Origin of the sequence: Ruegeria halocynthiae (assembly GCF_900106805.1) — a bacterium.
Lineage (GTDB): Bacteria > Pseudomonadota > Alphaproteobacteria > Rhodobacterales > Rhodobacteraceae > Ruegeria > Ruegeria halocynthiae.
The window spans coordinates 307,782-322,189 of sequence record NZ_FNNP01000001.1 but is presented as its reverse complement, the minus strand read 5'-3'; the positions used below and the strand labels follow the sequence as shown (position 1 = coordinate 322,189).

Sequence of the window (14,408 nt, the reverse complement as noted above, 5' to 3'; positions counted from 1 at the left end):
AAGACTCAAGATGCGCCCTTTAGCGCATCTTGTCGTCAACGGAAAGCGTGCAGTTCACCTTTGGTCGACACGACATACAGCGTCTGCCCTGCCACCACCGGTGCGGTGGTCGCGCCACCCGGGACTTCGGCCTGATGCACCAGCGCGCCGTCAACAGGGTTAAAGAAGCGCAGATATCCGTCGTTCGAGGCGACGACAAGGCGTGAACCGGCCATGATTGGTCCGTAATGGGCAAAGATCGGGCCCCGGCGACCCGGCTTGTTTTTAACGAAGCCAGGCAGATCGATTGCCCAGACAATCGTTCCATCCGCCGCATCCAATCGTACCAGTTGACTGCGGTCACTGATCAGAAAGACGCTGTTCCCCGCAGGCCACACCGTATCAACGGCACCTTCCAGTGCAGTCCAGTTACGCTCACCCGTACCGGTATCGAACGAAACCGTGCGACCCGAATGGTTGCCGATCAGGATCGAATTGCCGGACACCATGGGGCCAGCAGTCACGTCGACAATCTGCGCTGACGCACGGCCCCGGCGCCCACCCGCCACGGATGCATTCCAGCGCAGGATGCCGCCCCGGCGGAAGGTTGCTGCAATGTCACCCGATCCAAAGGCAAAGACGGACAGGTCAGAGGCGATAACGGGTGCAGGCGCACCCAGCACGTTGCCAACGCTTGGCGTGCCTTCGATCTGCCAGATAATACGCCCATCCTTGGTGTTCACGGCCCAACCGGTTTCGTCCCCGGCCACCAAATAGAGAATTCCGCCACTGACCAAAGGCGCGCCACTGCCGGTCGCGTTCAGGCGTTTTTGCCATTTTTGCGCACCAGATTTTGCGTCCAGCGCCGTGAGGCGGCCAAAACCGGATGAAACGTAAAGCACGCCGTCGGCATAGGCGATTCCGCCACCCGTGGCATCTTCGTCTTTTTCATTCGGCGGAATCAGGTTGGTGCTCCAGGCGACTTGACCCTGTGGTGTCACTGCAGAAACATTTGCACCGGAATCGAGTGTATAGATAAGGCCGCCTGCAACAACCGGATCTGCGGTGATCCGCTGCTTGCGGCTGTCACCCCCACCGATATTTGTCGACCAGATTCGCTGCGGTGAGGCGCTCAGCGCGGCGTTTGAAGTGCGGAAATCTGGCGTGCCCGGGCTTTGTGACCAGTTTGCATTCCTGCTCTGAGCCGGGAGGCTGATCGGTTTGGCACTGCGTGTTTCCACAGTTTCGTTGTCGATCACAGCGCGAATGTTCTCGCGCTCGCCAGGCAGTATGACTTCGGGCTCCCGACAGGCGCCCAGAGCGGTCAGTGCAATCGCCGCAGCGGGCAATCCAAAGCGTGAGAAATAACGTGCTACCATATTCTACAAACTCGCCTGTGATGTTCCGTTTCGCTGCGGGCTCAACCCTGCTGGGCCGCGACGGGCTCGGGGTTGCCGCCAAGCGCGATGATAAGCTGAGCTGCTCGTTGTTGCAGATCGACGCTGGCCTCAGCGTCCTGACGCAAGGCCTGCAGCCGGTCCAAAGCAGCTTGAGTGTTTCCTTCGGCCACATCAATCAGGGCCAGTTGTTCTTCGGCAAGCAGGCGCAAGGGCGCGCCGGGTATGGCAAGCGCTTCAAACTGCTGACGGCGATCCGCCACCGGCATCGTATCGGTTTGCAGCAGCAGCGCCTTGAAGCTTGCAATCGCACGGTAGATCTCGGGCAAATCGCCCTGCGTGGCGATGGCGTTCAGGCTGTTCACGGCATCCTGTTCGGCCCCGGCCCCGGCCTGCGAGGCAGCCAGTAACATTCCCAGAACCGCATCACCCCCGGCAGACGCGGCATCAACCACCTGAAGGCTGGCGGCACGTCCGGTCGATTCATTCTCGGCCAGCGCCGACAGAATCGCATCGCCCAGCGCCTCGGCCTGATTGGTATCGCGTGCCTTGCGATATTCGTTAAACGCGGCCCCCCCAACGATGGCGACGACAGCGACCACACCAACCCAGCCCCAACGGCGCAAAAGAAGGTACATGCGATCGCGGCGCACCTCTTCGGTGACCTCATCAATAAAACTGTCGGCGTCGCTCATCCCTGCCCCCAGGCTCGTGTGTCCGGTTTTCTAGCGCCATGTCATACCCCGGCGTTCAGGCCAAGCCAAGTGCCCGAATTCACACATTTGCATCGACACGCCCAGCCCTTGCGAAAAAAATTAAACCGAACTATTCAGTTCAGTATGGAAAATCCACTGCGCCTACCCCATTTCAAGGCGTAGACACCAAAGCTGACCGCTAGAAAAATTTTGGAGAATGTACCGTATGCGATGGATCTCATTCGTTAACGCCGTTTTGGTCATCATTGCATTGTATTTCCTTGTCTTCGAACGCGATTCACTTTTTGCGTTTGCCGGTCGCAGCGATGAGCCTGCGGAAACTGCAACCGACGTGGTGGAAACAGGTCCGCCATCAGATGCGATTGGCGTCATTGTGCTGCGTTCGTCCGCGCGCGAAATCGGCAGTGCCGTGCAGTTGCGGGGTCAAACCAGGGCAAATCGTCAGGTCGAAGTGCTGGCCGAGACGATCTCGACCGTTTTGTCGGAACCCAAGCGCAAAGGTACATTTGTCGAAGCAGGTGACCTGCTCTGCGAGCTTGACCCCGGAACCCGCCCTGCCAGCCTTGCCGAGGCCATGGCTGCAACGCTTGAGGCAGAAAGTCGTGTACCCGAAGCCGAAGCCCGCATTGAAGAGGCGCATGCCCGTCTGGCCGAGGCTGAAATCAATCTGAAGGCCGCCCGCAAACTGTCTGAAACCGGGTTCGGGTCGGAAACGCGCCGTATCTCAAGCGAGGCTGAGATGAGCACCGCCGAGGCTGGAATCAAATCCGCTGAGGCCGGTCTGGAAGCAACGCAGGCCGGGATCGAGGCCGCGACTGCGGCGGTTGCGGCGGCGCAACGCGAGATAGATCGCCTGACCATCGAGGCCCCTTTCAAAGGCTTGCTGGAAAGTGATACCGCAGAATTGGGCAGCCTGATGCAGCCCGGCTCGCTATGCGCAACCGTAATCCAGCTTGACCCGATCAAGCTTGTGGCGTTCGTGCCGGAAACCGAAGTGAACCGGATCATCGTCGGATCAATGGCGTCAGCACAGCTGGTCACTGGTTTGCAGGTTGAGGGGCGTGTGACTTTCCTCAGCCGCTCCGCTGATGAAACCACTCGGACCTTTGAGGTGGAGATCACTGTGCCAAACCCGGAACTGCTGATCCGCGATGGGCAGACAGTCAACATTCAGATCGCAGCCGAAGGTGTCAAAGCGCATCTGCTACCGCAATCGGCGCTGACCCTGAACAATGAAGGTGAGCTTGGGGTGCGGACGGTGATTGCCAATAATGTGGTTGATTTTGTTCCCATCCGCCTGCTGCGTGACACCGCCGATGGTGTGTGGGCTGACGGCCTTCCGGAAACCGCGGACATCATTGTGGTCGGCCAGGAATTCGTCACACGCGGCGTGACGGTCGTACCGACTTACAGGGAAAAATCGCAATGACGGGCATAGTCAGTTGGGCCGCAGGCCGTGCCAGAATGGTTCTGGCCTTCATCGCGATCTCACTGGTGATCGGCGGATTCGCCTATGTCAGCCTGCCAAAAGAGGGTGAGCCGGATATTGATATCCCGATGCTGTTTGTATCGGTCCAGTTTCCCGGCATTTCGGCAGAGGACAGCGAAAGCCTACTGATCAAACCGATGGAAACCGAGATGGCTGATCTCGACGGGCTGGACACGATGACCGCCACCGCCGCTGAAAGCTATGCGGGAGTTCTGCTGGAGTTTGAGTTCGGTTGGGACAAATCAGCCACCATCGCCGATGTACGCGATGCCATGAACACTGCACAGGCCGATTTCCCCGATGGGTCCGAGCAATATACGATTACTGAGGTCAACTTCTCCGAGTTTCCCATTGTTATCGTCAACCTTACCGGCCCAGTGCCCGAGCGCACGATGGCGCGCGTTGCCAAAGATCTGCAGGACGAATTGGAAGCGCTGGATGCGGTGCTTGAGGCTGGTATTGCCGGAAACCGAGATGAAATGCTTGAGGTCGTGATCGACCCGCTGCGGCTTGAGGCCTACAACGTCACGGCTGCGGAACTGATCAACGTCGTACAGAACAACAACCAATTGATCGCCGCAGGCGAGGTTGAAACCGAACAGGGCACCTTCTCGGTCAAGATTCCATCATCCTTCAAGACTGCGCAGGATGTCTATGGGCTGCCTGTCAAAGTCAATGGAGACCGTGTGGTGACACTCGGCGAACTGGCTGAGATTAACTATACGTTCGAAGACCGCGCGGGCACGGCGCGGTTCAACGGAGAGCACACGGTCGCGCTGCAGGTGGTCAAGCGCAAGGGCTTCAATCTGATCGACACCGTTGCGCTGATCAAAGCCACCGTCGCCGAGGAACAGGCCAAGTGGCCAGCCGAACTACAAGCTGCTGTTGATGTGGGCACCTCAAACGACCAGAGTCGCATCGTCGATTCAATGGTGCGTCAGCTTGAAGGGTCGGTCCTGACCGCCGTCGCGCTGGTGATGATCGTGGTTCTGGCTTCTTTAGGGACACGCGCCGCGTTGCTGGTGGGCTTTGCAATTCCGACATCCTTCCTGCTGTGCTTTGCCTTTCTGGCGATGATCGGGGTCACAATCTCGAATATGGTCATGTTCGGCCTCATCCTTGCCGTGGGCATGCTGGTCGATGGTGCCATCGTCGTGGTGGAGTATGCCGACAAGCGCATAAAAGAAGGCGTCGGTCCGATGCACGCCTATGTCGAGGCTGCACAACGGATGTTCTGGCCGATTGTCTCATCGACAGCCACGACCTTGTGCGCGTTTCTGCCGATGCTGTTCTGGCCCGGAATTCCGGGTGAGTTCATGAAAATGCTCCCAATCACTTTGATCTTTGTTCTGTCGGCTTCGCTGATTGTGGCATTGATCTACCTGCCGGTCGTTGGCGGTGTCTCGGGCCGGATGAGCCGCAGCTTCGAGCGCAGCTCGAGCTGGTTGCGGGCCCGCGCGCCGTGGTGGTTGCGTGCGCTGTTGGTGCCGCCGTCACTGTACCTGATATTCCTCGGCGCAATGCAGGTCTTGAACCCCAACTATCTGCTACCCGGTGGCTCAATCGTAGGCGTGCTGATGTTCCTGATCGGTGCCTTTGCAGGTTCGGTCACGCTGAGTGCAGCCAAGATCGAACGCGCCCCTGACGAGCATATTCACACCGCCAAAGAGCACACACCCTTCGGGTATGTCGTCAAGTTTCTGGTCGGCAATCCAGTCATGCCGGTCGTATCGATTGCAGTAGTCTTTGCGCTTGTCTTCTGGATCGCATTCATCGTGTTCCCGCAAAACGCGCGCGGCGTTGAATTCTTCGTCGAAAGCGAACCGGAACAAGCCACGGCTTATGTTCGGGCGCGTGGCAATCTGTCTCTGGCTGAAAAGGATGAGATGGTTCTCGAGGCCGAGCGCGTCATCAGCGCCCATCCGGCGGTGATCAATGTGTTTTCATTTGCTGGTGAAGGTGGCCTGAATCAGAATGATGGCGGGGCTGGCGCCCCGGCGGATACAGTAGGACGCGTTCAGTTTGAGATCATACCCTGGGAAGACCGGCCAAACGTGTCAGAACCCATTGCCGGAGGCTTGTTCGACCGGCATGTGGTCGCCCCGGAATATGACGGTGATTTCGTTCTGGATCAGCTGAACGCTGAACTGGCGAAAATTCCGGGCTTTATTGTCGAGATCCTTCCACTGGAGCAAGGGCCCGCTTCGGCCAAACCTGTGCATCTGCGGATCAAAGGCGATGGCTGGGAGGAATTGACAGAAGCAACGATCACAGCGCGCGAGGCGTTCGATAACACCCCGGGTCTGATCAAGATCGAGGATACCCTGCCCCTGCCCGGCATCGATTGGCAAATCGACGTGGATGTAGCCAAGGCAGGTCGCTTTGGTGCGGACGTCGCAACGGTTGGCGCAATGGTACAGCTTGTGACACGCGGCATCCTGTTGGGTGAGATGCGCCCGGTTTCCACCGACGAAGAGGTCGAAATCCGCGTCCGCCTGCCCGATCAAGATCGCGTCCTGTCCACTCTGGATACGCTCAAGGTGCGCACCCCGGACGGACTGATCCCGCTATCGAACTTCGTCACGCGCAAACCGGTGCCTAAGCTGGCCGAAATCAACCGTGTGAATCAACAACGCTACTATGACGTCAAGGCGGATGTTGAGCCGGGTCTGATCAAGGTCGTCGTCGACAACCCTGATGGCACCGAACAACGGATGGCAATCTTGCGCGAGCTTGTCGACGGGATGGAACCCTCTGGCTCAACCGTCACCGATTCGACAGGTAGTATCTTTGAGGTAATAACGCTGACAGGCGCGGAAAACGTCAACGTTCTGGCAGCCGAGATCGATTCAGGCAATGCACGTTTCGCCTTGATAAACCCCAACGAACGGATCGCGGTGTTGACCGAATGGCTGCAAACCGACCCGTTCGGCCGCACCATCGCATGGGAATGGACCGGCGATCAGGAAGATCAGGCAGAAAGCCAGGCTTTCCTGTCCAGCGCGTTTCTGGCCGCACTGGGCCTGATGTTCGTGATCCTGCTGGCTCAGTTCAACTCGTTCTATAACTCGGCTCTGGTCTTGCTGGCGGTGGTTCTATCCACGACGGGTGTGCTGATCGGGATGATGGTAATGCAGCAGCCGTTCTCGATCATCATGACCGGGACCGGCATCGTCGCTTTGGCAGGGATCGTGGTGAACAACAACATTGTTCTGATCGACACCTATCAGGAATACAGCGGATACATGTCGCGCATTGATGCCATCGTTCGCACGGCCGAGGCACGCATCCGTCCGGTATTGCTGACCACACTGACGACCATGGCGGGCCTGACCCCGATGATGTTCGGCCTGTCGCTGGATTTCATCGGCGGCGGATACTCGATCGACAGCCCCACAGCGCTTTGGTGGAAGCAACTGGCGACGGCGGTGGTGTTCGGACTGGGCACAGCCACCGTCCTTACGCTGATCGTGACGCCATCGCTTCTGGCGCTACGTGTATGGGTCACGACCTACGCTGTTTGGCTGGGCAAGGCACTGGCACGGTCCACAGCCGGGCGATCAAGCCAGATCGCACAGGATATGGCGATTGGCCAAAGCGCGCGCGACATGCAAGCGACCGAAATGATTTGGACGGATGAAAATCAGTCGGCAACCACTCGTGAGAGCACACAGGATGACCGCCCCGATCATCCGCCGAAAACACCGCTGAAAGCCGCGGAATAAAAAAAGGCGAGCCCTCGGGCTCGCCTTTTTTACAATCTGGTGGACACGTCATTCGACGAACGCATATTCGCCCAGATCACACAGGTTCAAACCATAGTCTTCGACAGATTCCCCGTCGCTGAATTCACCGCGAATATCGTAGACACAGGTGGTCAGTCCGTCAGCGATCAGAACACCAACTTCATAGTCCGAGCCCAGATAACCGCCCTGAAGCAGGTTACCTTCCCAACTGCCGGACGAGGCTGGGGAAACATTGAATTCAACCAGATCAAAACTGGTTTCATTGATGATCAAAAACTCCAGATCCTCGGCCGCCGCCGAAGTCGCCATCAGTGCCGTCGCAGTCAACACTGCCGCTGCTCGAAATTTCATGAGATTTACCCTTGTCTGTAGTGCGGTGCGCACAATGTGTCGGCCGATAATCCGCGTCAAACGGAAAACGCAGCCAAACGCGATTGATTTCATTTGTGGCGGATTAACATAGGTGCGAACCGACGCCCAACGCAGCGCGGATTCAAGCCGCCTGACCGTCAGATTGCTGGCGACTCCAGAGCTGAGCATATCGTCCCGCGCGCCGAAGCAGTTCGTCATGTGTGCCTTTCTCAATGATCTCACCTTGTTCCAGCACAACAATCTGATCAGCCTCGGCTATGGTGCTCAGGCGGTGGGCGATTGTGATCACGGTGCGCCCCACACCGGCGCGCGACAGAGCATCTTTGATGTCTTGTTCAGTATCCGTATCCAAAGCCGAGGTCGCCTCGTCCAGCAACAGAATTGGCGGGTTCTTAAGCAGTGTTCGGGCGATGCCGACGCGCTGTTTCTCTCCACCTGACAGCTTCAGGCCGCGCTCTCCCACCTTAGTGTCATAGCCCTCGGGCAGGCTAACGATGAAATCGTGAATTTGCGCGGCTCTGGCGGCGGCGTCCACATCATCCTGCGTTGCGCCCTCGCGCCCATAGGCGATGTTGTAGCGGATCGTGTCGTTGAACAGGACCGTATCCTGCGGGACAACCCCGATTGAGGCATGTAGGCTGGTCTGACTGACATCGCGCACATCCTGACCGTCGATCTTTAGCGACCCGCCGGTGACATCATAGAACCGAAACAACAGCCGCCCGATGGTGGATTTGCCCGAACCTGTGGCCCCGACGATCGCCACTGTCTGACCTGCCGGCACGGTCAGGGAAACGCCTTTTAAGATTTCGCGCTCCGCCTCATATCCGAAATGCACATTCTCGAGGGTGACCTCTCCGCCATTTACCCTGAGGTTCGGAGCGCAGGGTTTGTCCATCACTTCCGCAGGCTGCTCTAACAGATCGAACATCTGCCCCATATCGACCAGCGACTGCCGGATCTCACGATACACAGTACCAAGGAAATTCAGGGGCACGGTAATCTGGATCATGTAGGCGTTTACCATCACAAAATCACCCACCGTCAGAGACCCGCTTTGCACACCCTTCGCGGCCAGCACCATCACGCCAATCAGGCCACAGGTGATCAGTAAAGACTGGCCGAAGTTCAGGAAAGCCAGCGAATAGGCCGTTTTCAACGCAGCCTGGGCATACCCCTTCATCGAAACGTCATAGCGTTCGGCCTCGCGTGTCTCGGCATTGAAATACTTGACCGTTTCGAAGTTCAGAAGACTGTCGATGGCACGCTGGTTGGCCTCGGTATCCTGATCATTCATCTCGCGCCGCAGTTTCACGCGCCATTCGGTGACCGCGAACGTGAACCAGATGTAAAGCGCGATGGTGATGGCGACGACGACCAGATACCAAACGTCAAACAACCACATCAGTACGATCGAAACCAGCAAAAGCTCAAGGATCAGCGGGCCGATCGAGAACAGCAGAAACCGCAACAGGAACTCAACGCCTTTCACACCGCGCTCGATGATCCGGCTAAGGCCACCCGTGCGTCGCGTCACATGGTACCGCATCGAAAGCTGGTGAATATGCTGAAACGTCTCAAGCGCCAGCGCCCGAAGCGCGCGCTGCCCGACCGGGGCAAACAGCGCGTCGCGCAATTGCTGAAATCCGACCGTCATCATCCGGGCAACACCATAGGCCACAGTCAGCCCAACCGCGCCCAATGCCAGCGGCGGCACGCCCTCGCCCGCCAGCCCGTCCACCGCGCCCTTGTACAGGATTGGTGTATAAACAGCGATCAACTTGGCCAGCACCAGCATCGCCAGCGCCAACACAACACGGCGTTTCACCCATGTTTCATCTTCAGGCCAAAGATAAGGCGCCACCTTGCGGATGGTGCGCCAGCCTGAGCGATTTTGGTCCGGGTCGGTTTGGATCGCGGATGGTTGTCTCATCACGTACCTTAATTGCGGTCAGAGATAGGCTACGGCCCGGAAAGGGCCAGTGCAAAGCTCATTCGGGGATGGTGAAAATCTGCCCCGGATAGATCAGGTCAGGATTGCGGATGGCATTCTTGTTAGCCTCGAACAGCTTGACATACAGCACACCATCACCGAACCGGTCCCGCGAAATCGCCCAGAGCGTATCGCCCTTTTGAACCGTGACCGAACGGATGGCCGGAGTTTCGGCAAGGGTGTCACCGGGCTCGTTGGCTTCGACAGCACGCAGGGTTTCAATCGGTTCGCGTTTGAACGGAGTCTCGAGCCTACTGACCACGGTGCCGTCCGGCGCAACTTCGTCCACGCGCAAAGTGTAAACGCCGGGATCGATACCTTCGACCTCGCCACGCCACTGCCCATCGGTCGCGGGAGCAAGGTCAGCCACAAGCTGGTTATCCAGATACAGGCGCACCGCTGATCCGTCCCGAGCGCGCCCGGTCAGCTTAACATCGCCAGTGTCTGAATAACCGATTGTATCAAGAGCGATCTGTTTCGGCGGCGTATCCTGCACAGAAGGAGGCTGCACCAGTTCAACCCCTTCTTCACCCGAGCGCAGGATTGCAATCTGCTGGTCCGCTGCGCCACCTGATTCAGGCTGCGGTTCAGTCGCGGTTTCGGCGTCGGCGGCTGCGGGTACCGAACTCTCTGCGACTTCGGTTTCACCTTCTCCAGTTGCTTCAGCTTCCGTCGTTTGCGCCTCGGTCGCATCTGCGACCGGCCCATCGGCAGGGGCCGCAGGCACGTCGGGCGTTACCGGTGAAGGCAGGGCGGCAATCAGATAGTCATCGGACCGGCTGGTTTCCTCACCGCTCCGGGTCTGCAGGACAAGCCCGCGCGCGTCATCGGCAAACGGGATCGACAGGAATTCGGCGAATTGTCCGCTCTCGTCGACGACAAAGCTGTGAACAGTCTCGCCGTCCAACAGTACACTGACTTCGGACCCCGGCTCTGCATTCCCCGAGAGCAGGGTATTGCCATCGTGCTCGACGAATATCTGATCCAGCACCGGTGCCACCACGGTCGGGGCTTGTTCAACACTCTCGGCGGGCGCATCCTGAGCCGCCGGTTCTGTGGATTCAATCGCCAGTTCCGTAGAATCCGCGGCCTGTTCCTCGGGTTGCCCATCAGCCGGCTGCGCATCTTGCAGGGTCGTCACAGCACCCTCATCAGGCACCGCCTGCTCCTGCGGCGCGCCGAACATACCGGACAAGTACAGCCCGCCCGACCCGAGCACCACAACGATCCCGGCAATCAACCCCCATATGAAGGTACCCGAGCCTCCGCTTCCCGATTTGGCGTCCATTCTTTTCCTTTCACTCCGTCCGACAAACGCCCTGACCGGCGCGCAATCTAACGGATGGTTGAGCCAACCTATCAATCCCGCTATCAAGGGTCAAAACCCCTAACACAAGAGCAGAGAACCCAACCCATGTCCCAGAAATCCGTCTGTGTGTATTGCGGGTCACGCAATGGTGTGAATCCAGCCTACTCGGCTGCTGCTCACAATCTGGGAATGTTGCTGGCCGACGAAGGCTGGCGGCTGGTCTATGGCGCCGGAGATGTGGGACTGATGGGCGAGGTCGCGCGCGCGGCGCAATCCGCAGGTGGCGATACATTCGGCGTTATCCCGGTGCACCTGCTCCAACGCGAGGTTGGCAAGACCGACCTCACTCGTTTCATCGTGACCGAGACAATGCACGAGCGTAAGAAAGTCATGATCATGAATGCTGATGCCGTGATAGTCCTGCCCGGTGGGCCGGGATCACTGGATGAGCTGTTCGAAGCGCTGACATGGCGTCAGTTGGGTCTGCACGACAAACCCATTCTGGTGACGAATGTAGACGGATATTGGGACACGCTGCACACACTGCTGGACCAGCTGATTGGTCAGGGGTTTGCCGACGCATCGCTTGCAGAATTCATCACCTGGGTCGACACACCAGAAACCGCGATGTCCGAGCTTCGCAGGCTACTGAACTGACTTGGGCGACATTCGGGCGGCATGAACCGCCCGAGTATCAGCTTTCCCTCAGGCAGGTTTTGCCAGCCGGTTTCTGAGTATCCGCTCGACCTTGTGCAACGGGTGGTTGGTCAGGGTCTTGTCAACCTCGGCCACCACCTTGGCCAGTACCTCACTATGCAGTCTGCGACGCAACAGGCCCAGAACTTGGGGACTGGCGACCAACACCAGTCGTTTATACGCCCCTTTCAAGCCCTTGCGGTTCAACAGGTTCGCCACATCCTGAACAAACAGAGATTTGGCGTGGGCTTTCCAATTGTCTTCCTCAACCGCTGATTTCTGGTTCGGGCCTGTATCGGGTCGTCGCCCTGCCCGGTCGGTCGGTTTACTTGGTCCTGCGTCCTGTTCTTCGACGGATACGACAACCAGATTCGGGTCCTGCGCATCGGTGATATTCTCCATCACCAGCGCCTTTTCTCCGTCGGCAATGATAACCCATGTTCCCTGTTCAAGTGCAGCCATTCGTGATCTCCTACAAAGGTTGAACCAACTGTCCTCAGAGTATCAGACGCACCTCGCCTGACCTGTGCAGCACTTCTTACGGCACAGTTTAATGTTGTTTTTCTAGTAGTTGGCGGTTTCTCCCTCCCGCCTACATTAGGTAGGTATTGGAGGGGGCCGTACAATAGCGCGCCAGATTAATTCGGCTTCATCGGCGAGCTTCCACCAAAAACAGAAAAGGCCTGCCAGCGTCACCGCCAGCAGGCCCTTTCCATACAGGAATCTCAGATCACATCCGCGATGCGACGTTTTCCCAGTTCACCAGATTGTCGAGGAAGTTCGACAGGTACGCCGGGCGCTTGTTGCGGAAGTCAATGTAGTAGGAGTGTTCCCACACGTCGCAGCCCAGCAGCGCGGTCTGACCGAAGCACAGCGGGTTCACGCCGTTCTCGGTCTTGGTCACGGCCAGCGAGCCGTCCGCGTTCTTGACCAGCCACGCCCAGCCCGAGCCGAACTGACCGGCGCCAGCCGCGCCGAACTGCGACTTGAATTCGTCAACCGAGCCAAAGCTTTCGGTCAGGGCATTCTCAAGCTCGCCGGGCATGGCATTGCCACCGGGGCCCATCATCTCCCAGAACTGGTTGTGGTTCCACAGCTGGCTGATGTTGTTGAAGATACCGTTCTGTGCCACGGCATTTGCGTCGTAGGTGCCAACGATGATCTCTTCCAGCGACTTGCCGTCCCACTCGGTACCCGCGATCAACTTGTTGCCGTTGTCGACATAGGCCTTGTGGTGCAGGTCGTGGTGATATTCCAGCGTTTCCGCCGACATGCCCTTGGCTGCCAGCGCGTCATGTGCATAAGGAAGATCAGGAAGTTCAAAAGCCATCTCGGCCCCCTGTTGAAAATGAATGTTGCGGTTCCACAGGTTAAATGCTTTGACAGCCGCCGCAGGTCAAGGCCCGTGACACAAAAACCCGGAGGTCCGCGATGCTGACACAGGCGCGCAAAATGTTTTACCGCGCTCGCGGATATTATTTGGGTCACCTCAACGGTGAACCGTTTCGCCTGGATCCCTATCATTCGAAATTCTGGTGCAAGGCATCGGCTGGTGATTGGGAACCCGAGACATTTGCCGTTCTGGATCGGTTCCTGTCACCTGATAGTGATTATCTGGATGTGGGAGCGTGGATCGGCCCCACCGTCCTTTACGGAGCCCGCAAAGCGCGCCGCGTGTGGTGTTTTGAACCCGATCCGACTGCGTTCCGGCATCTGGCATGGAATCTGGATCTTAACGAAATTCAGAATGTCTCGGCCTTTGGTGTGGCTTTGTCCGATAAGTTCGGAGTGGCTCGTATGGCTTCGGTGCGCGGTGAGCCCGGGGACTCAACCAGTTCGCTCTTGCATGACGGTGCGCATGGATCGGATGCGCTTACCATTGCCTGGGACCAATTCGAAGTGGCAAACGATCTATCGCAGATCTCTCTGGTCAAAATGGATATCGAAGGGGCTGAGTTTGTTGTAGTCCCCACTCTGGCCGCATGGCTGAGGGAACATCGCCCTGCCCTTTACTTGTCACTTCACGCCCCCCTGTTGCCCGAACAAGAACGACAAGAGCGTGTGCACGCGCTGTTGGATGAGCTGAGCTTTTACACCAAGTTGTCGGACGAAAAGATGCAACCGCTGACGGTTTCTGACCTTCTGACCGAGGATAGCCTGAACCAGTACCGGACAATCCTCTTGCAAGGGTAGAATTTCGATATTTTTTTTCTCATGCGCGAAAATCCGCTTGCACCTTCAAGTGGGCTCAGCACTAAGTGGCACATCAAAAACCACGACAAATTGGATAAAATGAAAAGATTTCTTTTGACTATTGCTGCTGCTTTCTTTGCGCAAACAGCCGCAGCAGAAAATATCACCTATGTTTGCAAGATGACCAAGCAGGACAGTCACGGATGGATTGCTCCGGAATATGCGTTCAAGGTGGATCCCGAAAGCGATAGCGCGAAAGTGGCAGACAGACCCGAGTGGATTGAAACGCGTTTCAAGAATCGCGGCTCCAAGGGCTATCGGATGGTCTGGCACAAAAATGCTCGCCTATCAGCTGGCGGAAACGCACGCGTCCGGTACCAAGCCTATCTGAATCCGAAAGGCAATGTTGTCAAAGTTCGAATGTCATTCGCCAACATGAACGCAGCAAACAAACCACACGGCGTCGGCACCTGCCGGGTCGAAAGCTAAAAGAAAGCCCCGGATCAACCGGGGCGTTC

General features: G+C 57.6%; 12 protein-coding genes. 5 read left to right on the top strand and 7 right to left on the bottom strand.

Features of this window, described 5'->3' with window-relative positions:
* Positions 1-35: 35 nt before the first annotated feature.
* Positions 36-1,358: a PQQ-like beta-propeller repeat protein gene (locus BLU89_RS01660; RefSeq protein ID WP_074733946.1), complete on the bottom strand. Its 1,323-nt coding sequence runs from the start codon at positions 1,356-1,358 to the stop codon at positions 36-38.
* Positions 1,359-1,399: 41 nt separating this feature from the next.
* Positions 1,400-2,071 carry a hypothetical protein gene (locus tag BLU89_RS01655; RefSeq protein WP_074733944.1) on the bottom strand — a complete coding sequence of 224 codons (672 nt, stop codon included), beginning with the start codon at positions 2,069-2,071 and terminating at the stop codon, positions 1,400-1,402.
* Between the two features lie 226 nt (positions 2,072-2,297).
* Between BLU89_RS01655 and BLU89_RS01650 the strand changes: the two genes are divergently transcribed.
* On the top strand, positions 2,298-3,521 hold the full coding sequence (locus BLU89_RS01650; RefSeq protein ID WP_074733943.1) for an efflux RND transporter periplasmic adaptor subunit: 1,224 nt from the start codon (positions 2,298-2,300) through the stop codon (positions 3,519-3,521).
* On the top strand, positions 3,518-7,306 hold the full coding sequence (locus tag BLU89_RS01645) for an efflux RND transporter permease subunit (protein WP_074733941.1): 3,789 nt from the start codon (positions 3,518-3,520) through the stop codon (positions 7,304-7,306). Before BLU89_RS01650 ends, BLU89_RS01645 begins: the two co-directional genes overlap by 4 nt.
* Positions 7,307-7,354: 48 nt before the next feature.
* Here the strand turns inward: BLU89_RS01645 and BLU89_RS01640 are convergent, their stop codons facing one another.
* From BLU89_RS01640 to BLU89_RS01630, 3 genes are all read right to left on the bottom strand, one after another.
* Positions 7,355-7,678 carry a hypothetical protein gene (locus BLU89_RS01640; RefSeq protein ID WP_074736284.1) on the bottom strand — a complete coding sequence of 108 codons (324 nt, stop codon included), beginning with the start codon at positions 7,676-7,678 and terminating at the stop codon, positions 7,355-7,357.
* A gap of 142 nt (positions 7,679-7,820) precedes the next feature.
* Positions 7,821-9,632, bottom strand: a complete 1,812-nt coding sequence (locus BLU89_RS01635) for an ABCB family ABC transporter ATP-binding protein/permease (RefSeq protein ID WP_074733939.1) — start codon at positions 9,630-9,632, stop codon at positions 7,821-7,823.
* A gap of 58 nt (positions 9,633-9,690) precedes the next feature.
* A complete protein-coding gene (locus BLU89_RS01630; RefSeq protein WP_074733937.1) occupies positions 9,691-10,980 on the bottom strand; it encodes a LysM peptidoglycan-binding domain-containing protein in 1,290 nt (429 codons plus the stop codon).
* 126 nt (positions 10,981-11,106) lie between these two features.
* Here BLU89_RS01630 and BLU89_RS01625 point away from each other — a divergent pair, with 126 nt between their 5' ends.
* Positions 11,107-11,658, top strand: a complete 552-nt coding sequence (locus BLU89_RS01625) for an LOG family protein (RefSeq protein ID WP_074733935.1) — start codon at positions 11,107-11,109, stop codon at positions 11,656-11,658.
* Between the two features lie 48 nt (positions 11,659-11,706).
* Here the strand turns inward: BLU89_RS01625 and BLU89_RS01620 are convergent, their stop codons facing one another.
* Positions 11,707-12,159: a host attachment family protein gene (locus BLU89_RS01620; protein ID WP_074733933.1), complete on the bottom strand. Its 453-nt coding sequence runs from the start codon at positions 12,157-12,159 to the stop codon at positions 11,707-11,709.
* 268 nt (positions 12,160-12,427) lie between these two features.
* Positions 12,428-13,027 carry a superoxide dismutase gene (locus BLU89_RS01615; protein WP_074733931.1) on the bottom strand — a complete coding sequence of 200 codons (600 nt, stop codon included), beginning with the start codon at positions 13,025-13,027 and terminating at the stop codon, positions 12,428-12,430.
* 101 nt (positions 13,028-13,128) lie between these two features.
* Between BLU89_RS01615 and BLU89_RS01610 the strand changes: the two genes are divergently transcribed.
* Both BLU89_RS01610 and BLU89_RS01605 read left to right on the top strand, forming a co-directional pair.
* Complete coding sequence (locus tag BLU89_RS01610) at positions 13,129-13,890, top strand: FkbM family methyltransferase (protein WP_074733929.1); 762 nt, start codon at positions 13,129-13,131, stop codon at positions 13,888-13,890.
* Positions 13,891-13,911: 21 nt separating this feature from the next.
* A complete protein-coding gene (locus tag BLU89_RS01605; protein WP_074733927.1) occupies positions 13,912-14,379 on the top strand; it encodes a hypothetical protein in 468 nt (155 codons plus the stop codon).
* The last annotated feature ends 29 nt before the right edge of the window (positions 14,380-14,408 follow it).

Coding starts and splice junctions, on each gene's coding strand:
- BLU89_RS01660 (WP_074733946.1), bottom strand. CDS start 1,358: ATGGTAGCACGTTATTTCTCACGCTTTGGATTGCCCGCTGCGGCGATT.
- BLU89_RS01655 (WP_074733944.1), bottom strand. CDS start 2,071: ATGAGCGACGCCGACAGTTTTATTGATGAGGTCACCGAAGAGGTGCGC.
- BLU89_RS01650 (WP_074733943.1), top strand. CDS start 2,298: ATGCGATGGATCTCATTCGTTAACGCCGTTTTGGTCATCATTGCATTG.
- BLU89_RS01645 (WP_074733941.1), top strand. CDS start 3,518: ATGACGGGCATAGTCAGTTGGGCCGCAGGCCGTGCCAGAATGGTTCTG.
- BLU89_RS01640 (WP_074736284.1), bottom strand. CDS start 7,678: ATGAAATTTCGAGCAGCGGCAGTGTTGACTGCGACGGCACTGATGGCG.
- BLU89_RS01635 (WP_074733939.1), bottom strand. CDS start 9,632: ATGAGACAACCATCCGCGATCCAAACCGACCCGGACCAAAATCGCTCA.
- BLU89_RS01630 (WP_074733937.1), bottom strand. CDS start 10,980: ATGGACGCCAAATCGGGAAGCGGAGGCTCGGGTACCTTCATATGGGGG.
- BLU89_RS01625 (WP_074733935.1), top strand. CDS start 11,107: ATGTCCCAGAAATCCGTCTGTGTGTATTGCGGGTCACGCAATGGTGTG.
- BLU89_RS01620 (WP_074733933.1), bottom strand. CDS start 12,159: ATGGCTGCACTTGAACAGGGAACATGGGTTATCATTGCCGACGGAGAA.
- BLU89_RS01615 (WP_074733931.1), bottom strand. CDS start 13,027: ATGGCTTTTGAACTTCCTGATCTTCCTTATGCACATGACGCGCTGGCA.
- BLU89_RS01610 (WP_074733929.1), top strand. CDS start 13,129: ATGCTGACACAGGCGCGCAAAATGTTTTACCGCGCTCGCGGATATTAT.
- BLU89_RS01605 (WP_074733927.1), top strand. CDS start 13,912: ATGCGCGAAAATCCGCTTGCACCTTCAAGTGGGCTCAGCACTAAGTGG.